Source organism: Microbacterium terregens (assembly GCF_039534975.1).
GTDB classification, from domain to species: domain Bacteria; phylum Actinomycetota; class Actinomycetes; order Actinomycetales; family Microbacteriaceae; genus Microbacterium; species Microbacterium terregens.
On the sequence record NZ_BAAAWH010000001.1, the window covers coordinates 3,031,347 to 3,052,716 of the forward strand.

Sequence of the window (21,370 nt, forward strand, 5' to 3'; positions counted from 1 at the left end):
CCGCCGACGATCGTCGTCCAGCACCCCCAGAGCACAGCGGGCGACCTGCCGGGGTGCGGCTACGCGGCGCCGCGACCCGCGCGCATCTCCTCGATGAGCGCTTCGACGCGGCCGCGGATCTCGTCGCGGATCGGGCGCACGGCCTCGATGCCCTGACCGGCCGGGTCATCGAGCACCCAGTCCTCGTAGCGCTTGCCGGGGAAGATCGGGCACACGTCGCCGCAGCCCATCGTGATCACGACATCGGACTCCTTGACGGCGTCGACGGTGAGCACTTTCGGGGTGTTGCCGGCGATGTCGATGCCTTCTTCGGCCATCGCCTCGATCGCGACCGGGTTGATCTGATCCTTCGGCTCCGACCCGGCGGAGAGCACCTCGATGGCGTCGCCGCCGAGCGCGCGGAGATATCCGGCGGCCATCTGGGAGCGTCCCGCGTTGTGGACGCAGACGAACAGGACGGTGGGCTTTTCGATCATGGCCGCCTCGCTTTCTCACTCCAAAGCATAGACCCGCATCTATTGATCGAGGGAAACAACACGTGAACGACGCACGTCAGACCAGTTCCACCAGGAGTGCACGAACGCGGGACTCGATGTCGTCGCGAATCTCCCGGACGGTCTCCAGCGGCTTGCCGACCGGGTCTTCGAGCTCCCAGTCCAGATATCGCCGCCCGGGGTAGACGGGGCAGGCGTCGCCGCATCCCATCGTGACCACGACATCGGCCGCGCGGACGGCTTCGTCGGTGAGGGGTTTCGGAAACTCTCCGCCGAGCGGGACACCGATCTCATCGAGCGCGGTCACGATGTTGGCGCGCACTGCACTTGCGGGTGCGGAGCCGGCCGTGCGAACCAGCACGCGGTCTCCGGCGAGCTGCCGGAGGATCCCGGCCGCCAGCTGGGATCGGCCGGCGTTCTGGACGCACACGAACAGCACCTCGGGAACTGTTCGGCGGGGCCCCTGCGCCCTGCCCAGTGCGTCGAGGCGCACCGTGGCGAATGCGGCCGTCCGCGAGCCGATCAGTGCGGTCGGGTCGCCGGCCGACAACAGGATGTGGCTCTCCCGCACGTAGCGTTCGACGGTTTCGCGGCTGAAGGCGCCGCGGTAGCGTTCGGCGAGGTCCTCGACGATGCGGGGCACGTCGGGTCCCGTCTCTGGTCCTGCGTCGTCCCCGAGGAGAGCCTCGACGCGGTCGGCGTTGCGCGGGTCCAGCGAATACCAGACCCTGCGCCCCTCGGGGCGGCGCACGACGACGCCGTCCGCCAGGAGCGCCTTCATGTGGTGGCTGACCGTCGGCTGACGCAGCCCCAGCGTCTCTGCGAGGCGCCCGACCAGAGCGCGACCGTCGGGCGCGTCGCGGATCAACGTCACGATCCGCGCACGAGTCGGATCACCGAGGACCCTCAGCTGCCGCGAACCCCCGCCGCTACTCATAGACCGCAGTCTATGCGCCGACGCGGGAGAGCCGGCGTGTCAGCGGGGACTCAGCCCGAACCGTTCACGGCGCTCCAGCGTCCGGGCGTCACGAACAGCATCCACCGCCGTCGCTCGCCCCTGTCGAGCACACTCCCGTCGCCGGCAGCACGAGCTCGACGTTCGCCGCCGATGCCATGTCGCCCGCCAGCCACGCGGTCACCGAGCGGACCTGCTCGTACCCCGTCGCAAGGAGGAAGGTGGGTGCGCGTCCGTAGGACTTCATCCCGACGACGAAGAATCCCTTCTCCGGGTGGGCGAGTTCGCGGAAGCCGTGCGGCTCGACGGTGCCGCAGGAGTGCACGTTCGGGTCGATCAGCGGTGCCAGCCGCTTGGGCGCCTCGACGATGTCGTCAAGCTCGAGGCGGATCTCGCGCAGCATGTCCAGGTCCGGCCGGAAGCCCGTCGCGTTCACGACCACGTCGGTGGTGTGGGTGACGACGGTGCCGCGGCGGTGGCCGACGAGGTCGACCGCGTCGCCGGCGCGGCGGCCGCGGATGATCTCAAACCCGTCGACGACGGCGATGCGTCCCTCCGCAACCGCCTGGTCGACCCGGCTGCCGAGGCGCGCCCGGTCGGCGAGCTCGTCATCGGCCGAGGACGAGACGCGCACCGCCTGCGCATTGCGGATCAGCCACGTCACTGCCGTCCCGGGCTCCTGGCGAGCGAGCTCCACCAGGCCAAGCAGGGTGTTCGCGGCGGAATGGCCGGCGCCGACGACGGTCGTGTGCCGACCGGCGAACAGCGCGCGGTCCCGGCCGAGCACGTCCGGCAGTGCGACGGTGACCCGGTCGGAGATGTCGGACATGCCGAGCAGGTCGAGCCCGCCCGAGGACAGCGAGTTCGGCGATCGATAGGTGCCCGATGCGTCGATCACCGCGCGTGCGGGGACGTCCTCGATCTCTCCGGTTGCGGCGCGGACACGGAGGGAGAACGGCGTGGCGAAGCGTCCCCTCGTGCGAGTGCGGTCCATCCCCTCGCGGGTGACCCCGAGCACTTCGACGCCGGTGCGCAGACGAGAGGAGATCGGCTCGAGTGCGGCCAGCGGGGCGATGTACTTCTCGACCAGCTCGGTGCCGGTCGGAGCGCGCTCGGGATCTGGAAGTGTCCAGCCTTGCGTCTCGAGGAGTCGACGCGAGGCCGGGTCGACGAGGTGCTTCCACGGCGAGAACAGGCGCGTGTGCCCCCACGCGCGAATGCTCGCGGCAGCCTGATCCCCCGCCTCCAAAATCACGGAGTCGATGCCGCGTTCATACAGGTGCGCGGCAGCGGCGAGCCCGATCGGGCCGGCGCCGATGATCGCGACCGGAAGGGTGGTCAGTCGATCGCTGTCGACGACACGTGGCGTCAGGTCAAGCAGGGTCACAGCATCCTCCAACGGAATATCGATGAACGTCGATACCTCATTCTGCGTCGCTATATCGACATCTGTCAATATCGACTATTGTCGATGCATGACCACGATGCTCGAGGTGACGGATGTCACCGCCGGGGCGTGCTGCACTCCCCTTCAGCGTGAGCCGCTGTCTGCCGAGGAGGCGGAGCAGCTCGCCGCGACGATGAAGGCTCTCGCCGACCCGACGCGGCTGCGACTGCTGTCCATTGTCGCGGCATCGGACGGCTCTGAGGCGTGCGTGTGCGACCTGATCGAGCCGGTCGGGTTGAGCCAGCCCACCGTGTCGCATCACCTGAAGGTGCTCACCGCGGCAGGGTTCCTCACGCGCAGCAAGCGCGGCACGTGGGCGTATTTCAGGCTCGTGCCGGGCGCGCTCGACCGCGTCTCGCAAGTGCTCACCGCGTCGTGAGTCCGGACACGACTCGCGCCCTCGGGGGCGAGTTCCTCGGCAGCGCGCTCCTCGCCGCGGTCGTCGTCGGCTCGGGCATCGCCGCTCAGACGTTGTCGCCGTCGGATACCGGGCTGGCGCTCTTGGAGAACGCGTTGGCCACCGGCCTGGGTCTGGCCGTTCTGATCCTGGTCTTCCAGACGGTGTCAGGGGCTCACTTCAACCCCGTGGTCTCCGTCGTCGACGCTCTGCTCCACCGCAAGGGGTGGGCCATCACCGCGGCCTACATTCCCGCGCAGGTGCTCGGATGCATCGCGGGCGCCATCCTCGCGAACCTGATGTTCGCCGCGCCGGCCATTTCGTGGAGCACGAATGATCGAGCAAGCTGGCCGCACCTCCTCGCGGAGGTCGTCGCCACTGCCGGTCTCGTGCTCGTGATCTTCGCCCTCGTCCGCACCGGTCGGTCGCACCTGGCCGCCCCGGCCGTAGGGGCGTACATCGGCGCGGCGTACTTCTTCACCTCATCCACGAGCTTCGCCAACCCCGCGATCACGATCGGCCGCGCCTTCAGCGACACCTTCGCCGGCATCGCGCCCGCCTCTGTCCTGCCGTACATCGCCGCGCAGCTCGTGGGCGCAGGACTGGGGTGGCTGCTTGTGCGCGGCTTCTTCCCTGCCACGACCGCCGCACCCGCGGCATCCGGCGGCCACTGACCGTCGCCTGGTACGGCCGCTATGGCGTCGAACCCGTCCCCGGACCCGCCTCCGTGCCGTGCGTGTGCATGCGCGCGCCCTCAGCGTTGAAGATGCTGAGCACCTCGGCGGGACGCGATCCCACCGCGCTCATCGCGTGCGGGGTGCGGGTGTCGAACTCCGCGGCTTCGCCGCGCCCGAGAACGAGATCCTGCGTGCCCAGCCGCAGTCGCAGCTTGCCGCTGAGCACGTAGAGCCACTCGAAGCCGTCGTGCACCCGGAGCGCGGGGAGTTCGCCGACCGGCGGATAGGTGATCTTGTAGCTGCTGATCGGGGAATCCTCGAGGGCGAGCGGCGCGATCACCAGGCCGCCCCGTCGCACGGACGGCCGTCGCACGCGCGGATCGGGCGACTCCTCGCGGACGAGATCGTCGATACGGATGCCGAGCTGCCGGGTCACCGGGACGAGCAGAGCCAGACTCGCCTGCCGCTTGCCGGACTCCAGACGTGAGAGCGTGCTGACCGACATCCCGGACCGGCCGGCGACCTGCTCCAGTGTGAGGCCCTTCGCCTGACGCGCGGCGCGCAGGCGAGGCCCTACATGGTCGAGCTCTTCCGGCATCCGATCCCCTCCTTGCCAATACTGCAAACCAGCTTGCGGTTATGCCATCATCGCACGCACGCTGGTCAGCATGGAAACAGCACAGTGGGATGCCATCGTGATCGGGGCCGGCGCGGCGGGGCTCAGCGCCGCCCAGATGCTCGGTCGCTCCCGCCGTCGCACCCTCGTCCTCGACGCGGGTGCGCCCCGCAATCGCTTCGCCGCGCACATGCACGGCGTGCTCGGGCACGACGGCGTGGCACCCGGCGACCTTCTCGCTCACGGGCGTGCCGAGGTCGAGGCGTATGGCGTCGAGCTGCGTACCGCATCGGTCGCGAGGGTCGATGACACGCCCACGCGCGTCGAGGTCACCCTCGCAGACGGCACCAGCGAGACCGCCCGCGCGCTTGTCGTGGCGACGGGGATCTCAGACGACCTGCCCGACATCCCCGGGCTGGCCGAGCGCTGGGGCAGCGCCGTGCTCCACTGCCCGTACTGCCACGGGTGGGAGGTGCGCGATCGCCGACTGGGCGTGGTGCTGGTCTCGCCGCGCCAGCTGCATCAGGCGGAGCTCGTCCGGCAATGGAGCGACGATGTCGTCGTGTTCACCGGGGCGATGGGCACACTGGAGCCCGATGCCGCCCGCAGACTGCGTGCGCGGGGCGTCGAGATCATCAGCGAGCCGGTCGTCGAGGTGCTCGGGGACGACCGGGAGGTTTCGGGCGTGCGCCTCGCCGACGGCCAGGTCGTCGAGATCGACGCGATCTTCACCATGGGTGAGGCGCGTCCGCACGACACCTTCCTGGCACACCTCGGGCTCGATCGCGCCGATACGCCGTTCGGGGCGTTCCTCGCTGTCGACGCGACCGGCAAGACGAGCGCCGAACGGATCTGGGCGGCGGGGAACGTCGTGAGTCCGACCGCGAACGTGCCGCTGTCGATGGGTGCCGGCGCGATGGCGGGGGCTGCGGTCAACGGGGCACTCGTGCAGGAGGACTTCGCCCTCGCGTGCGAGGAGGCGGGAGCCGACCTGGCACCCGACGCGTACTGGGATCACCGATACGCGGATGCCGAGCGGATGTGGTCCGGCCGACCGAACCGCGCCGTCGTCGACGCCGTGAGTCAGCTCCCGCCGGGCCGCGCGCTCGATCTGGGCTGCGGGGAGGGTGCCGACACGATCTGGCTGGCGCAGCGGGGATGGGACGCGACCGGCGTCGACATCTCGGCGATCGCGATCGCACGGGCGCAGACCGCTGCCGACGCCGAGAGCGTGAGCGCACGCTTTCTTGCGACGGACCTGTCGGACACGGATGCCGCGGGCGAGTACGACCTCGTCACAGCGAGCTTCTTCCACTCCCCCGTCGCACTGGACCGCACCGGGGCTCTCAAGCGGGCGGCGCAACGCGTCGCGTCCGGCGGACGACTGCTGATCGTGTCGCACGCCGGCCCGCCGCCGTGGGCGCCACCCGGCCACGGCGGCCACGTGTTCCTGACCGCGCCCGAGGAGCTCGCATCTCTCGAGCTGAGCCTCGACGAGTGGACGGTCGAGATCGCGGAGACCCGTTCGCGGGAGGTCGTGGCGCCCGACGGCGCCCCGGCCATGATCGACGATGCGGTAGTGATGGTCCGTCGACGCTGAAAGCGCCCGGGCCACGGCGAGCCTCCGCGGCCGTCCCGGTCTCAGTCGAAGATGCCCACCGACTCGGACAGGCCGGCGATCTCGACCGAGCCTAGTTCGAGGTCGGCAGCCTTGACCGAGTCGAGAATGGATGCCGCGCGCCGCGCACCCGGGATCGGGATGACGTGCGGGCCGAGGGCGAGTTCCCACGCGAGCACCACCTGCTGCGGGCTGACGGCATGCACCTCGCCGACCTCACGGAAGGTCGAGAACCGCGCGCCCACGCTGCGTCCTCCCCCGCCCGTGCCGCCGAGCGGGCTCCACGGCAGGAACGCGATGCCGTGCTCTTCGCAGAACCGCAGCTCGTCGATGCTCCCCGGATGCTTCGGCGAGAACTCGTTCTGCACGCTGGCGAGGTTGCCCTCGCCGAGGACGTCCAGCGCGATCTCGATCTCCTCCACACTCGCGTTCGAGATCCCCACCGCGCGGACGAGGCCGTCCTCCCGCAGCGATGCCAGCGCCTTCATGCTGTCGCCGTACACGCGCGAGCGGTCGGGACGGTGGTACTGGTACAGATCGATCTGGTCGACGCCGAGGATCTCGAGCGACCTCTCGACCGCCTGGCGCAGATACGCCTCCGAACCGTCGCGGCCCCAGACCTCGCCCTCGCTCCGCGTGATCCCGCCCTTGGTTGCGACGAAGATGCTCGCCGCGTCGCCGTCCCAGGTGCGCAGCGCTTCGGCCACGATCCGCTCGTTGTGGCCCATCTCGTTCCACGTGGGGGCGTAGATGTCCGCGGTGTCGACGATGGTGACGCCGGCGTCGAGCGCCGCATGCACCGTCCCCACGGCATCCTCGAACGAGGGGATCTGCTTGTCGTTGTTCATCGACAGGGGCATGGCGCCCAGACCGATCGCGGAAACCTGTCGTCCTACCAGAGTGCGCTGCTTCACGGAGCCTCCTTCTTGTCGTTGCTCACAAGCTTGCCAGGAGCGTGAGAAAACCGTGGATGGACAACCGCGTCTCGCGCCGTACGGGGTGGGAGGGCATCGGCCGACCCTGGCGCCGGCCCGGGGTGCGATGGAGGAGTGCGCGCGAAAACTCTGAATCGCAGCGACGACGGTCGATGGCGATGTCCGCAGCCGTGGCAGTCTGCGGGAGTCGGTCCGACGGGCGCACGGCGGCGGGCCGGGGCTACCGCGGCGACGGCGACTGAGCCAGCTCGTTCGGGTGGTTCGGCGTCCATCCGAACCACCCCTCGTCGGAGGGGATCACGCTCCACGGCCCGCAGGCGAACACCGTGTCGGCACGATACGCGTCCGGCGCACCGTCGATGGTGTAACCGGCCCCGGATTGGCGGATCACTTCCGCGCACAAGGCGGGATCGAGCGCGGTGTCGCTGCTTACCAGCAGGACGGCATCCGAAGCTCCGGCGACAGTGGATTCGACCACACGGACGTCCTTCGCGTCCGCGGGCACCCAAGCAGCGTCGAGGTCCCAGGCCTCCCGGGCTGCCTCGGCGGTCGGAAAGGCGGATGACCGTTGCTTGTAGACAAGCTCGTCCACGACGGCGCACCCCTGCAATGCGAGTGTGGCGGCCACGAGACCGGCGGCGAGGAAGATGACCCGAGATGTGCGGCGTTTATGCATGCTTCCAGCCTCGTCGCACCGGTTCGACCGGTCGTCCGCCGCGAGATGTATCCCGATCCGTCCTGCGAGGTATCCGCGACCGCGTGCCCGGTCCACGGCGGCACGGAGACCGGCGACGGTCGCGTTCGTCGCCGGCCTCCGTCCGTCACGTCAGAGGTGCGTGACTCGCAGCTGCTGGCGGCGCCGGCGCGCGAGCAGATATGCACCGGTGACCGTCATCGCGAGCGCAACCCCGGCTGCGGCCCACGGGACTGCGCTTCCGGTCAGTGCCAGCGGAGAACCGCCCTGCGCGGCGCCGCCCGCAGCACCCGGAAGGGGTGAGGGCGATGCGGGCGGTGGCGTGATCGCACCGCCGGTGACGTTCACCGTCGCCTTCAACACGGTCCCGGTCTGCACACCGGTGAGAGTGATCGTGTGCGGGCCCTCCTCGTCGGGCGCGGTCGCGCTGAACTCGGCGTGGCCGGCCAGAACGTCGACCTGACCGAGGTCGACCGGGTCGGACGCCAGAACTCCGGTCGCCTGCCAGTCCGCGTCCAGTCCATCGACGGACACCGTGAACGTGTCGCCGGGGTGGACATCGGCGGGAGCGGTTACGGTCGCGTCCGCACTCAACGCGGTGAGATCGCGATTCAGAGCGAGCCCGTCGGCTGCCGTGAAGAACAGGTCGGTCTGATCGGTGAGGCCGACGACATTCGCCGCGCCGGGACCGTATCCGGCGATGCGGACCTGCGACCCGGTGTGCTGCTGCGACCCACCCGCTGCCGCGGTCCCATATGCCACGATCATCTGCTGACCCTCGGTCGTCAGCAGGTTGACGCTGAGCCCGGGTGGTGTCGAACCCACGATCTGGCTGGTGTGCGCGTGGTCGGCCGTGACAACGACGAGCGTGTCCCGGCTGGTCTGGGCGTAGGCGAGCGCGACCTGCACGGCCTCGTCGAGGTCGACGGTCTCTCCGATCTGGCCGCAGGCGTTGGCGGCATGGTCCTGCTTGTCGATGCTGGCGCCCTCGACCTGCAGAAAGAAGCCGTCCTCATCGGCCAGCAGGCCGATCGCCTTCTCGGTCAATGCTCCGAGCGAGAGCCCGCTCGCCAGCCGCTCAGGGTTGTCCACACAGGATGCCGCAGGCAGGTCACCCCCGCCCGCGATGGCGGCCGGCCCGTTCCAGCGGACCGGGAAGTTGCCTGTGGCGAACAGTCCGAGGAGGGGCTGGTGAGCGTCGGCGGTGGTGACGGCATCCAATTCCGCCGGAGTGTCGACGAGCTGGTAACCCCGTTGGTCCGCCTGCGCGAACAGCGTCTCGCCCTGCCAAGGACCGGCCTTTGCGACCTGGTTGAAGCTCGCCGAACCGCCGCCGAGCACGACATCCGGGCGGAGGTTGAGCAGCTGCTCACTGATCGAACCCAACCCGCCGTTCTCGAGCGCCTCCGAGGCACAATTCGCGGTGGTCTGATCGGGGCCGTAGCAGCCTCGGGCGGAGATGTGCGCGATCTGCGCTCCCGGTGTCGCATCCTGGATCTCCGCGGTGGAGACGTTTCCGGTCTTCAACCCGTTCGCCTTCGCGATCTCGAGGAGAGTCGCCTGCGGCGCGTTCGAGACATCGACGCTCAGACGCCCGTTCACGGTCTTCGTGCCGGTGGACCAGGCGCTTGCCGTGGACGCGGACTCCGACGCGTAGTTCACGCTGCCGTTGGAGTTGACCGCGTATGTCGTGTACGAGCCGGTCAGCGGAAGCCCGTCGATGCCGGCGAACTCTCCACCGGCGCCCTCGGCGTAGTCGCGCGCGACGGTGATCTCCGAATCTCCCATGCCGTCACCGATCAGCAGGATGACGTTCTTCGCGGGTCCGTCGACGATCGACTCCCGCAGGAGCTGCGTCATATCTCCGTCATTGCGCGTCGCGCCGCCGTGATCGGTGACCGTCCTCTCGTCGCTCTGCGCCGCTGCCGCAGGCAGCGCGAACACCCCCATCAGTCCCGAAGCCGCGAGCAGCACCGCGGTCGTCCCTGCCAGCGCCGACCGACGGCGCTGCAAACTGCGTGTAGTCATCAAAGACCCTTCAGTGGTCGTCGTGCCGCCACCGCGACGACACAATCGTCCACAGAACGGCACGATCGTGAACGGCGAGGGCGGCTCATGGGAACAGCGGGTGACGAGCGTCGGTCGGGGTCCTCGAACGCGTTCCGGCCCTGGCGGTCGGGTAGGAATCCCATCGCGCGATAGCCTCGCATTGTGACGACCGAACAGCGCCTCGCGAACGCCGCGGTGACCCAATTCGCGGTCCTCGACGCGCTGTTGGCCGGAGCGTACGAGTCCGGCATCGCCGTGGGCGATGTGCGAGCGCTCGGCGACTTCGGAATCGGGTGCTGTGAGCACCTGGGCGGCGAGGTCATCATCCTCGACGGTGAGGTGTTCGAATGCACCGTCGACGAGCGGCCGGATCGCATGACGGACGATCAGGTCCTCCCCTTCGTCGATGTCTGCCAGTTCCACGCGGTCTCCGCGCAGCCGATCGCCGGCGCCGACCTGCCCGCGTTCACCGCTCGGGTCGAGGAGCAGCTCGTCAGCAGGAACCTCTTCCACGCCGTCCGCGTCGATGGCGTCTTCACCGCGGTCCGGGTGCGCGTCACGCAGCGTCAGGAGCACCCGTTCCGACCGCTCGCCGAGGTCACGAAAGGTCAGATCGAGACCGTGATCGCCGACGCGCGGGGCACGCTCGTCGGCTTCTGGTCCCCGTCCATCTACCAGGGTGTGACGGTTGCGGGTCTGCATGTCCACTTCATCGCCGACGACCGGAGCATCGGCGGCCACGTCCTCGACGTGATCATCGGCTCCGCGGAGCTGAAGCTCGCGGCGTACTCGCGCTTCGACCTGCGACTGCCGACCGACGAGCATTTTCTCCGCACGGAACTGACGCACAGCGAGGACCATCGCATCGTCGCGGTGGAGGGCGGCGCCGTCGCGCACGCCCGATAGATCGCTGCGGCGCGGGCGGTGCGGCGATTCCCGCAGGAATCAGCTCACCTGATCGCGCGTCGGACCAGATCCCGGATCTTCGTCTCGACTGCCGGCGTCAGCGTCGTCACGGCGAACGAGGTGGCCCACATCTCGCCGTCATCGAGGTTCGCGTCCTCGTTGAATCCCAGCGTGGCGTAGCGGGTCTTGAACTTGGCAGCGCTCTGGAAGAACGCGATCACCTTTCCGTCCGTGTTGGCATAGGCCGGTTGGCCGTACCACGTCTTGGGCATCAGTTCTGGCGCGGCTTCCGCGACGATCTCGTGTAGGCGCCGGGCGATCGCGGCATCCTCGCCGGGCATCTCCGCGATCGCCTCCTGAACGGCCTTCTCTCCGGCGGCCCGATTCTTGCCGGCCTTGGCCTCGTCGCGCAGTTCCTTCGCCCGGTCCTTGACGGCGTCGCGCTCTTCTCTGCTCAGCCCTCCGGACGTATCATCCTTGGTCACGGGATGCTCCTCTCGCTGGACCCCGGCGATCCTCCGGCGCGTAGCCGCTCTCCATCTCGATCACCGCGAGGGTGCACCGGGAGATGCACACGAGCTTGCCATCCTCGTTGGTGATGCGCACCTCCCATACGTGCGAACGACGACCGATCGCGGCCGGCGTCACTTCGGCGAACACCCAGGCTCCGGCGGCCACCGGCCGGATGTGGTTGGCGTTGATCTCCTGCCCGACCACATGGAACTTCGTGCGGTCTACGGCGAGGTAGCCCGCCCACGAGGCGAGCGTCTCGGCGAGCGCCACGGACGCCCCGCCGTGCAGCACGCCCGCCGGCTGGGTCGTGCGCGAGTCGACCGGCATCCGCCCTTTGAGGCTCGTGTCGGTCAGCTCGGTGACCTCGATGCCCAGCTGAGCGATCATCGAGCCCCCCGCCATCGCGTTGATCTCGTCGATCGTCGCCTCGAACGCCCAGATGCTCACGCGGCGAGTTTATACGGGGGTGGATGCCGGGTGTCCTGGAGCGGGTCGATGCTCACGCGGGCATGGTCCGCCGCGTGGACACCGTGGTACCGTCCGTCCACCAGCACGGATCAGCCGTCTTCACACAGGGGGTGTGCGATGAGTCTCGCACGGCCGGAAACCGACCCGAACGTCACACCCCGACGTCTCCTCAGGCTGGCCCTGCCGGCGATCCTCGTCGGCGTGGTGTCGGCTCTCATCCTGTGGACTCTCGACCAGGCCGCCGATGCCCTGTCGAGCGTGATCTGGCAAGTGGCGCCCGGTGCGCTCGGCGTTGATCCGTCCGGGTGGTGGATTATCCTTGTTCTCACGCTCACGGGTCTGGCGGTCGGCCTCGCTCTGCAAGTGCTCCCCGGTCATGGGGGTCCTGATTCGGCGACCACGGAGCTGGTCGGGTCGCCGCTGCCGCTGCGCGTCCTGCCCGGGCTCGCGCTGGTCACGCTGCTGGGGCTGGCCGGGGGTGTCAGCCTCGGCCCGGAGAACCCCATCATCGCCATCAACTCGGCGATCGTCGTCGCGGTCTTCGCCCGATTCATCCCGAAGGTGTCCCCGCAGGTCGCCATGCTGCTGGCGGCCGCGGCGACGATCGGCGCACTGTTCGGCACGCCGGTGGCCGCCGCACTGGTGTTCACAGGCCTGGTCGCGGCGGTGCGCTCCGGCGGGTCCCTCTGGGACCGGCTCTTCCTTCCGCTCGCCGCCGCGGGAGCAGGCGCCATCACGATGCATCTCCTCGGCGCTCCGCCATTCGCCTTCGACCTGCCCGCGTACGGACCACCGCAGGCGCTGGACCTGCTCACGGGTTCACTCGTGGCGTGCGGGGTCGTCCTGATCGGCCTTGCCGCGCTCGCGGCATTCCCCCTCGTCTACCGCGCGTTCCATTCCCTGCGTCATCCCGTCCTCATCGCCACGGCCGGCGGTCTCGTGCTGGGCATCCTGGGATTCATCGGCGGGCCCATCACCATGTTCAAGGGACTCACGCAGATGGGTGAGCTGCTTGAGGACCCGGGACAGTACGACGTCGGTCAGCTCGCCGCGATCTCCGGCATCAAGATCGTCGCCTTGCTCGTCGCAGCGTCCGCGCTGTTCCGCGGGGGGCGGGTATTCCCGGCCACGTTCATCGGCGTCGCCCTCGGCCTTCTGGTGAGCGCGGTCTTCCCGGCGCTGCCGGTGAGCCTCGTGGTCGCCTGCGCGGTGTTGGGCATGGTGCTCGTCGTTGCGCGAGACGGCTGGCTGGCGCTGTTCATCGCCGTTGCGATCCCCGATGACCTCACGCTCCTGCCGGTGCTGTGCATCGTCGTGCTGCCGGCGTGGCTGCTCGTCTCGCACGCGCCGGAATTCCGGATCCTCCCGCCGGACACGCCGCACCCCGCAAAGGCGGCGCAGACCTAAGGCGCGGTCGCTACCCCGACCAGCGGGAGGCATCCCTCTCGGAGAATCGATTCGGGATGCCGGGAGTCGACGAGTCAGTCGTTCCCTTTTCCGCCCTTTTCGTTGCCCTTTCCAGGGCCGCCCTCTTCTTTGTCGGGCTTCTCTTTGCCGGGCTTGTCCGTGCCGGGTTTGTCGGGGCCGCTGTTGCCGTTCCCGGTGCCGGAGTCGTCGTTGGTCACGCTCGTCTCACCGGTGTCCTCGCTCACCGCCGGGTCGGGCGCCGGCTCGACAGCCGGCACCGGCTGCAGATCCGCGCGGACGACATCGATTCTGGTCTGGATGGCCGCGGCGCGCTGGGCACTGACGGACCCGTCGGTGATCGCCGCGTCAAGCTGCTGCTGAAGCCCGTCGAGCTTCGCGAGAGCGCCGCTCGCATCGCCGGCAGCCGCCGACTCGGCGATCGAGACGACCGTGGTCTGCATCCCGGTGGCCGTGTCGCCCGTGATGTCGGGCGCGGGCGCAGTGCACCCGGCGAGCACGCCGGCCGCGAACATCAGGGCGGCGGCGAATGCGACGGCGCGCGCGTTCACGGTGACACCTCATCCATCAGTTCGCGCAGGTGCGTGCCCAGTGGTTCTTCCAGCTGAGGGAGCTCAGGTGGGGCGGGGGGCGCATCGGCGGTGCCACCCCACAGCACGATGGCCAGCACGACGCCCGCGAGCAGGAGCACCGACGTGGCGACGATCGCCCCGAGCCGCGTTCGCCGGGGCAACGCATCGGAAGTCGGGTCCGACGCCTGGGACGCCGGGGGATCCGGGGTGGCACCGGCGAGGATCGTCGTCGGAGCCGTCCCCGACGACGCCGGAAGCAGCCGCGTGGCGGACGTACTGGGCGCCTGCGGGGACGCGGTCGCCAGACCGGTGACATCCGGATCAGTGCTGCCGGCATCCAGCGCGCGCCCCCGTGTGGCCACCTCGAGAGCCGTCGGGCGCTCGGCGGGTTCCCGCGCGGTCATCGCGGTCAGCAAGGCCCGCCAGCCGTACCCCCACTCACCGGGAATCGTCGGCTGAATCGTCAACCGCGCCGCGATCGCCTCGACCGCGTCGCGCTGCGGGAACGCACGCTCGCCCGTGAGCGCCTCGAGCAGGACGAGGCCGAGGCTGTAGATGTCGGATGCCGGTGTCGGGGGCTGTCCGCGCACCTGCTCGGGAGAGATGTACGCCGCTGTGCCCATCGCGGTGCCCGGTGTCGTGATGCGCGCGGTGTCGATCAAGTAGGCGATCCCGAAGTCGGCCAGCACAGCGCGGAAGCTGTGCTGTGGCGTGAGCGGGGGACGCAGAAGCACGTTCGCCGGTTTCACGTCCCGGTGGACGATCCCCGCCTCGTGCACGACGTGCAGCGCTTCGCCGAGATCCGCCGCCAGCGCCGCGGCATCCAACGTCGAGATCCGGCCGATGCCGATCCGGTCGGCGAGGGTGCCCCCGTCGATGTACTCCATCACAAGGTAGGAACGTCCGGAAGGCGAGAGCTGGGCGTCGAACAGGGTGACGAGGGAGGGATGGTTGAGTGAGGCCAGCAGCCGTTTCTCGGACTCCCGGCGCACCTCCTGGGCTTCTTCGGTGGAGCCCATCCAGAACACCTTGACGGCGACCGTCCGCTCCAGTGCCTCGTCGACGGCGCGCCACACCGACCCCATGCCGCCCTCGCCGATGAGCTCGGCGAGGCGGTAGCGTCCATCGAGCAGCTCGCCTGAGCGGGCGGCGCCGGACTGTCGGAGATCGGTCATCATCCCCATGTTCCCACGCGGACACGGCGGAACCACGGCCGTTGACAGGGCGGCCGAGCCGTGCTGGGCCGGTGACGAAGAGCGCTCAGGACACCTGAATGAGCGTCCGTTGCCACCCGGTGGAACCGTCCGGCGCGATCGGCGCTCTCTGGTCGGTCTGCCGTTCGCCCTTTCGGTTCACGGCGCGGACCGCAACGAAGTGCGCACCGGGCGTGGCATCCCATTCGAGATGCCACTGGACCCAGGTGTCGTCGCTGATGGGTGTCGACACGGTCGCGGACTGCCATGCGCCGTCGTCGATGCTCACCTCGACCCGCTCGATGCCGACGGTCTGGGCCCAGGCCACCCCGGCGATCGCGGTGCGTCCCGCCGGGATGCGTGTCCCGCTGCGCGGAGTGTCGATGCGTGACGAGAACTTGATCGGGGCTCGTGCGCTGTATCCGCGCGGTGTCCAGTACGCCTCATCTGCGGCGAAGGTCGTGACCTTCAGTTCGGTCAGCCACTTGGTTGCAGAGACATAGCCGTACAGACCCGGCACGACCATTCGCACCGGAAACCCGTGCTCGAGCGGCAGCGGCTCGCCGTTCATTCCGACGGCGAGGATCGCGTCCAGCCCGTCGTCTGTGAGCGGCTCAAGGGGCGTGCCGGCGGTGAAGCCGTCGACACTGCGCGAGAGCACCATGTCCGCGCCGGCGTCCGGCACCGCCAGCCGCAGCACGTCGCGCACCGGGACGCCGAGCCACATCGCGTTTCCGACCAGCTCCCCTCCGACCTCGTTCGAGACGCAGGTCAGGGTGATCGCGTACTCGCGCAGGCCCCGGTCGACGAGGTCCTGGAACGTCAGTTCCACCCTCTGCCGCACCATCCCGTCGATGACGAGTCGCCACTGCGCGGGATCCACCGAGGGCACGGTCAGGGCGGTGTCGACGCGGTAGAACTCCGTGTTCGGCGTGAACAGGGGCGAAAGCCCGGGAATGTCGAACTCGGCCCCCGCGGGAACCGCGACGGTGGCTCGCGGAGCAGGGAGCCGGAGCGCCGTGCGCACGGCGGCGATCGACGAGGAGGTGGCATTGATCAGCGCGCGAGCACCGACGCCGATGAGGACGGCAGACGATGCCGCGAGCGCCGTGGCACGCAAGAACAGGCGCCGATCGACCACCGCTGCGGCCCCTTTGTCGTGCACGGTCGGCTGCTCGACGGGGGAACGCTCACCGCCGCGCGCGCCTTCCGCGAGGTCGGATGCCGCGGCCGCAGACGACGCGGCCCAGCGGCGCAGCCGCCCGACCAGCAGCCAGAGGACGAGGCATCCTGCCGCTGCTCCCCCGATCGGCGGCAGCGCCGCGAGCGCCGTTGCGTCGGGACGGGTGACGGCGGCAGCCAGCGACAGACCACCCGCGATGACCAGGGCCGCCACGCCCGCGGGAGGCGCGAGGTACTGCAGCACGCCCGCGGCCGCCGAAGCGACCAGCACCGCCAGGGCCAGCCCTGCCAGCAGTGCGATCTTGTCGTACTCGCCGAAGGTCGCGATGGCGAGTTCCTTGAGCGGCTGCGGCACGACGTCGATGACGAACGACCCGACCGCCAGAATCGGACTGCTCTCAGGAGCCGAGACGAGCGCGACGAGTTCGGCGGCGGCCAGGAAGACGGCCGCGCTCACCCCGCCCGCCAGCGCAGCCGCCGCGAGGAAACCCACCCGTGCTCGAACGAACTTCTGCACCATCACGGGCTCCGTATCCGCGGGATGCGCCCCACTCACCGCTTCTTCGGTGCGAACCCGCTTTCGGATGGGTCGCCGCGGCAGACCCCCGCCCTGCGCCGGCCGTCAGCCGGTGCCGGCCTGCGCGTCCGCCGCCTCGGCCGCGGCGGTGATACTGCGGGCCATCCCCGCGAAGATGAAGCCGTGGAAGGGCAGCACCGCGAGCCAGTACAGTCGCCCGGCCAGGCCGAGCGGGAAGAAGACCGCGCGCTGGTCATAGCGCGATCCGTCCGCGTCCGGCCGTGCGCGCAGTTCCAACCACGCCTTGCCCGGCACCCGCATCTCGGCACGCAGTCGCAGCAGCGAGCCCGGTTCGATGGCCTCCACCCGCCAGAAGTCCACGGCATCGCCCACGAGCAGGCGATCTCGATGCCGTCGTCCCCGGCGCAGACCGACACCGCCGACGAGCTTGTCCATCCAGCCGCGGATCGCCCACAGCAGCGGGTTGGAGTACCACCCTCGCTCACCGCCGATCCCCTGGATCACCCGCCACAGCGATTCCTGCGAGGCGCTGGTGTGCGCCGTTCGCACGTCGGTGAAGACCACCTGCCCCGCCCACTCCGGGTCGTTGGGCAGAGGGTCACTCGGCACTCCGAGGACGTCGGCATCCTGCCAGCTCGTCTCGATCTCGTCGACCTCCGCCCTACGCAGTGCCAGTCCAACCGCCGTTCGATAGGGTGTGCGGCCACCCTCCGGTGGCGGGATGAGGGCGTCGATCGCGGAGTCCTTCACGATGCATTCGTTCTGCAGCGACTCGACCAGCGGCATGGCGACGCGTCGAGGGATCGGGGTGACCAGATTGACCCAGTGCGAGGCAAGTCGCGGCGTCAGTACAGGCAGAGCGGCGATCGCGCGCTGCCGCAGGCCGGCCTCGAGCGCGTAGCCGTTCATCATCTGGCCGTAGCGCAGAACGTCGGGCCCCCCGATGTCCACCGCTTGACTGATGTCCGCACTCACGCGCGCCGCGCCGAGCAGGTAGTGCAGCACGTCGCGCACGGCGATCGGCTGGATGCGGTTGCGCACCCACTTGGGTGCCGGCATGTAGGGCAGCACCTCGGTGAGGTGGCGCACCATCTCGAACGACGCGGACCCTGACCCGATGACCACCCCGGCCTGCAGCACGAGGGTCGGCACGCCGCTGTCCAGCAGGATCCGCCCCACCTCGACGCGCGATCGGAGGTGCGGTGACAGCGGGACCCCGTCGGGGTGCAGACCCCCGAGGTAGACGATCCGGCCGACGGATGCCGCGGCCGCCGCCGCGGCGACAGTGGTCGCCGCGGCCCGGTCTGCGGCTTCGAATCCCTTGCCCGCCCCCATCGAGTGGACCAGGTAGTAGAGAACGTCGACGTCGCGGACCGCCTCGCCCATGGCGGCCTCGTCGGTCGCATCGCCCTCGACGACGTCGACCCTGCTCCCCCAGTCGAATGCGGCCACCCGCTGCGCGTCGCGGGCCAGGACGCGGACCGAGTACCCGCCGCCCAGCAGCCGCGGCACGAGGCGTCCACCGAGATAGCCCGTCGCGCCGAGGACGAGCGCGCGGGGTGCGGTCCCATCGGGATGCGGCATCGCCCGCAGCGCTTCTTCACGCCCGGTCGGCGCGGTCAGATCGTCCATGCTCCGAAGGCTACGCCGGGGCCGGAGGGGTCGGGCCGCCGGGCGAAAGTCGCATCCCGAAGGCCTGAACGCCGGAGTGGGAGGGGATCGCCGTGAACCCGACGCGGGGGTAGAACGCGATCGCACCGACGTTCTCGGTCGAGGCAGCCAGATGCACGCCGATCACGCCCCGCTCCCGCAGAGCGGACACGAGCGTCTCGATCAGCTGCCGCCCCCAACCCCGTCCCTGCACCTCAGGGAGCAGATCGATATGCAGGTGGGCGGGGTACTCGCGGCCATATGGCTCCGCCCCGGAGCGTCGCGAGTAAGCGTAGATCAGCGTCCCGTCCTGTCGTGTGCGCTCAACCTGTGGTTTCGGCCAGCGCGCACCGTGGCTCGGCCACCACTCGTCGTGGAACCAGTCCTCGAACTCGTCCGAGTCCGCTGCGCCGACGATGTACCCGACGACGCGGCCGTCCTCGGACTCGACGACGAAGGCCAGTTCAGGATGCCGGTGCACGTAGGGCAGCACGAAGATCTCAGCCCAGATCGCATCGTCGTGGAACAACCCGGTGGCATCGGCCCCGGCATCCGCCGTTCGAAGGCAGATGTCCGCGAGTGCGGGCTCATCACCGGAACGGAACCGACGGATGTGCGGCATCGGTCGAGCTAGGCCCGCACCGATCCGACCGCCGCCGAATCCATGCCGGTCGACACGGCCTCGGCATGCTGCCCGTCGAGGACGCGGTCCTCCCGCGTGTAGATGTTCATCGACGGTCCACGCAGGAAACCGATCAGGGTGAGCCCGGAGGAGGCCGCCAATTCCACCGCCAGCGATGACGGCGCCGACACGGCCGCGAGAATCGGGATGCCGGCCATCACGGCCTTCTGGACGAGCTCGAAACTCGCTCGCCCCGAGACCTGCAGGACGACGCCGCGCAGCGGAAGGCGGTCGTGCAGAACAGCCCACCCGACGACCTTGTCGACGGCATTGTGCCGGCCGACGTCTTCTCGGAGCACGAGCAGCTCACCCGTCGCGGCATCGAACAGCGCGGCGGCGTGCAGGCCGCCGGTCTTGTCGAAGACGGCTTGCTGAGCACGGAGCGCATCGGGGAAGCCGACCAGGGATGCCGCCGGCACCGTCACGGTGTCGCCCGCCACGTCATAGACGGATGTGGTCTCGACGGCGTCGATGGACGCCTTGCCGCACAACCCGCAGGAGCTGGTCGTGAAGAACGCCCGCGCCAACTCGGGGTCTGGCGGTTTCACCCCGGGAGCGAGGGTCACGTCGAGCACGTTGTAGGTGTTGCCGTCGGCCGGGGCTCCGATCGAGATGCCGGTGATCGGTCCGCCCGTGCCGGGCCCGCCGCAGTGGATCGCCGAGCGGAACTGGTCGCCGCGGGAGATCACGCCCTCGGATACGAGGAACCCCGCCGCCAGCTCGACATCGTTTCCGGGAGTGCGCATCGTCACGGCCAGGGACAGCCCACCGACACGGATCTCGAGCGGCTCCTCGACCGCGAGCGTGTCGGAGCGACGGATGGCTTCGGCCCCCAGCGTGAGCTTGGTCACGGGGCGCCGGACGGTGATTCGACCCATGCCGCCAGCCTACGCGCGCCAGCGCGCGGGGGCTCCGACAGTGCGCCGGCCCGTCCTCGCGAGTCAGAAGGGCGGCGGGTCACCCTCGCGCTGCACTCGGAACACGGGTACGCGTCGCTCGGGCTCGACGACGTAGCGTCGGCCCGTGGGAGAAATCCACTCGACGGCGCCGAAGCTCCCGGCGACGTCTTGAACGGTCCACCCGCCGTGGTGCTTGAGCGTGTGATGACCCTTGCAGAGCGGATTCAGGTTGTCGAGTCTGGTCTCTCCGCCGTGCTCCCACGCGACACGATGGTCGATTTCGCAGCGGGATGCAGGGATCCCGCATCCAGGCGCCATACATCGGTCGGCTCGCCACCTCACCAGCCGACGCAGACCAGGTGGTGGCCGGTAAAGGTCTCGTCCGACCGAGAGGACCATCCCCGTCTCGGGATGGGTGAGGATCCGCATCCAGCCCTCGGCTCCCCCAGCCAGTTCTCGGGCGCGTTCGAGCGGGATCGGTCCGATCCCCTCCGTCACCGCCGGCTCGAGGCCATCGGGCGCGCCATCGATGAGGGCGAGTACGGGGACAGTGACCGCGACGGTCGCGCGTATCCCCCGCGCGTCAGGCGGGTGCAGTGCGGTGTCGCCCTCGATGAGGAGGTCGGCGATCACGTCGGCACGGACTTGGTCGAGGGTCCTCGTCTCACCCGCGTCGGTGAGGATCACTTTCGCCATGCGGGTGACCCGTTCCCAGATCGCCTGCGCTTCGACGGCGGGCATCAGCGTCATCACCCACGTCATCGCATCGTGATCGGGCTGGAGCGCGACGCGACGCCGCTGCACGGCTTCTACATACCGTTCGGTGAACGTCGTCGCTCGAACGGTCTCGATCAATGCGCGCAGTCTGCGACGGAAGACGCCGACAGGCTGCGCCTCCGCCAGTTCGATCGCGGCGGGCAGGATCTGCGCAAGCAACTCCGGTTCGAGGATCTGGACGGCGTCGACCAGGAATCGGGCGTGCCGCTCCGTCATGCGAGCACTGGCGAAGGAGTCCAGCACCGTCGGAAACCGCTCCACGAGTGCCTCGCCGAGGGCCAGCATCGCGGCGGCTTCGTTCTCGGTGATCCTCAGCGCGGCGGCGATCTCCAACCGCACCGACCGCTCCGCCACCCCGGTGAGCGTCCGGCCGTGGCGGGCGGCATCCGCCATCGCCTCCCGGCGAAGGACATTTACCCCGATCAATCGCTGCGCCGCCTGCATGGTGACCATGTCCGCGATCTCGATCAGGTGATCCAGCGTGTCCGGCGCGTCGAACGCTGCTCGTTCACGCGCCGCGACGATCTCTGGCGGCTCGTCGCCCACCGCACCATCCGCGCTCGGCCCCTGCGAGTCAGCGGGAGGAGCGGGATCGAAGAACATACCTCCAGATTAGGACGGACCTACGACATCGCGCGGTCGGACGAGGACCTGCCACACGTCGCGCCACCGGATCACACGGA

General features: G+C 69.6%; 21 protein-coding genes. 5 read left to right on the plus strand and 16 right to left on the minus strand.

Features of this window, described 5'->3' with window-relative positions; genetic code table 11:
- Positions 1 to 59: 59 nt before the first annotated feature.
- The 3 genes from ABD655_RS14110 to ABD655_RS14120 form a co-directional block, all read right to left on the minus strand.
- A complete protein-coding gene (locus ABD655_RS14110) occupies positions 60 to 476 on the minus strand; it encodes an arsenate reductase ArsC (RefSeq protein WP_344714877.1) in 417 nt (138 codons plus the stop codon).
- 76 nt (positions 477 to 552) lie between these two features.
- Positions 553 to 1,431 carry a metalloregulator ArsR/SmtB family transcription factor gene (locus ABD655_RS14115; RefSeq protein ID WP_344714879.1) on the minus strand — a complete coding sequence of 293 codons (879 nt, stop codon included), beginning with the start codon at positions 1,429 to 1,431 and terminating at the stop codon, positions 553 to 555.
- 88 nt (positions 1,432 to 1,519) lie between these two features.
- Entirely contained in the window at positions 1,520 to 2,836 is a 1,317-nt protein-coding gene (locus ABD655_RS14120) for an FAD-dependent oxidoreductase (protein ID WP_344714881.1), read from the minus strand.
- 88 nt (positions 2,837 to 2,924) lie between these two features.
- On the opposite strand from ABD655_RS14120, the gene ABD655_RS14125 reads away from it, so the two are divergent.
- Together ABD655_RS14125 and ABD655_RS14130 are read left to right on the plus strand one after the other, a co-directional pair.
- Entirely contained in the window at positions 2,925 to 3,275 is a 351-nt protein-coding gene (locus ABD655_RS14125; protein ID WP_344714883.1) for a metalloregulator ArsR/SmtB family transcription factor, read from the plus strand.
- Positions 3,272 to 3,967, plus strand: coding sequence for an aquaporin (locus ABD655_RS14130; protein ID WP_344714885.1), 696 nt, complete (start codon positions 3,272 to 3,274; stop codon positions 3,965 to 3,967). The genes ABD655_RS14125 and ABD655_RS14130 overlap by 4 nt, the downstream gene beginning before the upstream one ends.
- A gap of 19 nt (positions 3,968 to 3,986) precedes the next feature.
- On the opposite strand, the gene ABD655_RS14135 is transcribed toward ABD655_RS14130, so the two are convergent.
- On the minus strand, positions 3,987 to 4,568 hold the full coding sequence (locus tag ABD655_RS14135; RefSeq protein ID WP_344714886.1) for a helix-turn-helix domain-containing protein: 582 nt from the start codon (positions 4,566 to 4,568) through the stop codon (positions 3,987 to 3,989).
- A 70-nt stretch (positions 4,569 to 4,638) separates the two neighbouring features.
- Between ABD655_RS14135 and ABD655_RS14140 the strand changes: the two genes are divergently transcribed.
- Entirely contained in the window at positions 4,639 to 6,186 is a 1,548-nt protein-coding gene (locus tag ABD655_RS14140) for an FAD-dependent oxidoreductase (protein WP_344714888.1), read from the plus strand.
- A 41-nt stretch (positions 6,187 to 6,227) separates the two neighbouring features.
- Here ABD655_RS14140 and ABD655_RS14145 read toward each other — a convergent pair whose 3' ends face one another.
- The 3 genes from ABD655_RS14145 to phoA all read right to left on the minus strand — a co-directional run bounded on the left by ABD655_RS14145 (position 6,228) and on the right by phoA (position 9,861).
- Positions 6,228 to 7,118, minus strand: coding sequence for an aldo/keto reductase (locus ABD655_RS14145; protein WP_344714890.1), 891 nt, complete (start codon positions 7,116 to 7,118; stop codon positions 6,228 to 6,230).
- 241 nt (positions 7,119 to 7,359) lie between these two features.
- A complete protein-coding gene (locus ABD655_RS14150) occupies positions 7,360 to 7,815 on the minus strand; it encodes a hypothetical protein (RefSeq protein WP_344714891.1) in 456 nt (151 codons plus the stop codon).
- Positions 7,816 to 7,965: 150 nt separating this feature from the next.
- Positions 7,966 to 9,861, minus strand: coding sequence for an alkaline phosphatase (phoA, locus tag ABD655_RS14155; RefSeq protein ID WP_344714893.1), 1,896 nt, complete (start codon positions 9,859 to 9,861; stop codon positions 7,966 to 7,968).
- A 183-nt stretch (positions 9,862 to 10,044) separates the two neighbouring features.
- Between phoA and budA the strand changes: the two genes are divergently transcribed.
- Positions 10,045 to 10,788, plus strand: a complete 744-nt coding sequence (gene budA, locus ABD655_RS14160; protein ID WP_344714894.1) for an acetolactate decarboxylase — start codon at positions 10,045 to 10,047, stop codon at positions 10,786 to 10,788.
- Positions 10,789 to 10,832: 44 nt separating this feature from the next.
- On the opposite strand, the gene ABD655_RS14165 is transcribed toward budA, so the two are convergent.
- Together ABD655_RS14165 and ABD655_RS14170 are read right to left on the minus strand one after the other, a co-directional pair.
- A complete protein-coding gene (locus tag ABD655_RS14165; protein WP_344714896.1) occupies positions 10,833 to 11,273 on the minus strand; it encodes an iron chaperone in 441 nt (146 codons plus the stop codon).
- Positions 11,260 to 11,748, minus strand: a complete 489-nt coding sequence (locus tag ABD655_RS14170; RefSeq protein WP_344714898.1) for a hotdog fold thioesterase — start codon at positions 11,746 to 11,748, stop codon at positions 11,260 to 11,262. The genes ABD655_RS14165 and ABD655_RS14170 overlap by 14 nt, the downstream gene beginning before the upstream one ends.
- 138 nt (positions 11,749 to 11,886) lie before the next feature.
- Here ABD655_RS14170 and ABD655_RS14175 point away from each other — a divergent pair, with 138 nt between their 5' ends.
- Positions 11,887 to 13,176 carry an ion channel protein gene (locus tag ABD655_RS14175; protein WP_344714900.1) on the plus strand — a complete coding sequence of 430 codons (1,290 nt, stop codon included), beginning with the start codon at positions 11,887 to 11,889 and terminating at the stop codon, positions 13,174 to 13,176.
- 74 nt (positions 13,177 to 13,250) lie between these two features.
- On the opposite strand, the gene ABD655_RS14180 is transcribed toward ABD655_RS14175, so the two are convergent.
- The 7 genes from ABD655_RS14180 to ABD655_RS14210 all read right to left on the minus strand — a co-directional run bounded on the left by ABD655_RS14180 (position 13,251) and on the right by ABD655_RS14210 (position 21,290).
- Positions 13,251 to 13,745, minus strand: a complete 495-nt coding sequence (locus ABD655_RS14180) for a hypothetical protein (RefSeq protein WP_344714902.1) — start codon at positions 13,743 to 13,745, stop codon at positions 13,251 to 13,253.
- Positions 13,742 to 14,941 carry a serine/threonine-protein kinase gene (locus tag ABD655_RS14185; protein WP_344714903.1) on the minus strand — a complete coding sequence of 400 codons (1,200 nt, stop codon included), beginning with the start codon at positions 14,939 to 14,941 and terminating at the stop codon, positions 13,742 to 13,744. The genes ABD655_RS14180 and ABD655_RS14185 overlap by 4 nt, the downstream gene beginning before the upstream one ends.
- Before the next feature lie 85 nt (positions 14,942 to 15,026).
- Positions 15,027 to 16,661, minus strand: a complete 1,635-nt coding sequence (locus ABD655_RS14190) for a molybdopterin-dependent oxidoreductase (protein WP_344714905.1) — start codon at positions 16,659 to 16,661, stop codon at positions 15,027 to 15,029.
- 102 nt (positions 16,662 to 16,763) lie between these two features.
- On the minus strand, positions 16,764 to 18,311 hold the full coding sequence (locus ABD655_RS14195; protein ID WP_344714907.1) for an SDR family oxidoreductase: 1,548 nt from the start codon (positions 18,309 to 18,311) through the stop codon (positions 16,764 to 16,766).
- 10 nt (positions 18,312 to 18,321) lie between these two features.
- Positions 18,322 to 18,951, minus strand: a complete 630-nt coding sequence (locus tag ABD655_RS14200; RefSeq protein ID WP_344714909.1) for a GNAT family N-acetyltransferase — start codon at positions 18,949 to 18,951, stop codon at positions 18,322 to 18,324.
- Between the two features lie 8 nt (positions 18,952 to 18,959).
- The gene (gene fdhD / locus ABD655_RS14205) at positions 18,960 to 19,889 is read right to left on the minus strand and encodes a formate dehydrogenase accessory sulfurtransferase FdhD (RefSeq protein ID WP_344714913.1); all 930 of its coding nucleotides are present in this window, start codon (positions 19,887 to 19,889) and stop codon (positions 18,960 to 18,962) included.
- Positions 19,890 to 19,952: 63 nt separating this feature from the next.
- Entirely contained in the window at positions 19,953 to 21,290 is a 1,338-nt protein-coding gene (locus ABD655_RS14210) for an HNH endonuclease signature motif containing protein (protein ID WP_344714914.1), read from the minus strand.
- Positions 21,291 to 21,370: the final 80 nt, after the last annotated feature.

Coding starts and splice junctions, on each gene's coding strand:
- ABD655_RS14185 (WP_344714903.1), bottom strand. CDS start 14,941: ATGACCGATCTCCGACAGTCCGGCGCCGCCCGCTCAGGCGAGCTGCTC.
- ABD655_RS14135 (WP_344714886.1), bottom strand. CDS start 4,568: ATGCCGGAAGAGCTCGACCATGTAGGGCCTCGCCTGCGCGCCGCGCGT.
- ABD655_RS14175 (WP_344714900.1), top strand. CDS start 11,887: ATGAGTCTCGCACGGCCGGAAACCGACCCGAACGTCACACCCCGACGT.
- ABD655_RS14195 (WP_344714907.1), bottom strand. CDS start 18,311: ATGGACGATCTGACCGCGCCGACCGGGCGTGAAGAAGCGCTGCGGGCG.
- ABD655_RS14200 (WP_344714909.1), bottom strand. CDS start 18,951: ATGCCGCACATCCGTCGGTTCCGTTCCGGTGATGAGCCCGCACTCGCG.
- ABD655_RS14115 (WP_344714879.1), bottom strand. CDS start 1,431: ATGAGTAGCGGCGGGGGTTCGCGGCAGCTGAGGGTCCTCGGTGATCCG.
- ABD655_RS14110 (WP_344714877.1), bottom strand. CDS start 476: ATGATCGAAAAGCCCACCGTCCTGTTCGTCTGCGTCCACAACGCGGGA.
- ABD655_RS14190 (WP_344714905.1), bottom strand. CDS start 16,661: ATGGTGCAGAAGTTCGTTCGAGCACGGGTGGGTTTCCTCGCGGCGGCT.
- fdhD (WP_344714913.1), bottom strand. CDS start 19,889: ATGGGTCGAATCACCGTCCGGCGCCCCGTGACCAAGCTCACGCTGGGG.
- ABD655_RS14125 (WP_344714883.1), top strand. CDS start 2,925: ATGACCACGATGCTCGAGGTGACGGATGTCACCGCCGGGGCGTGCTGC.
- phoA (WP_344714893.1), bottom strand. CDS start 9,861: ATGACTACACGCAGTTTGCAGCGCCGTCGGTCGGCGCTGGCAGGGACG.
- ABD655_RS14150 (WP_344714891.1), bottom strand. CDS start 7,815: ATGCATAAACGCCGCACATCTCGGGTCATCTTCCTCGCCGCCGGTCTC.
- ABD655_RS14140 (WP_344714888.1), top strand. CDS start 4,639: ATGGAAACAGCACAGTGGGATGCCATCGTGATCGGGGCCGGCGCGGCG.
- ABD655_RS14210 (WP_344714914.1), bottom strand. CDS start 21,290: ATGTTCTTCGATCCCGCTCCTCCCGCTGACTCGCAGGGGCCGAGCGCG.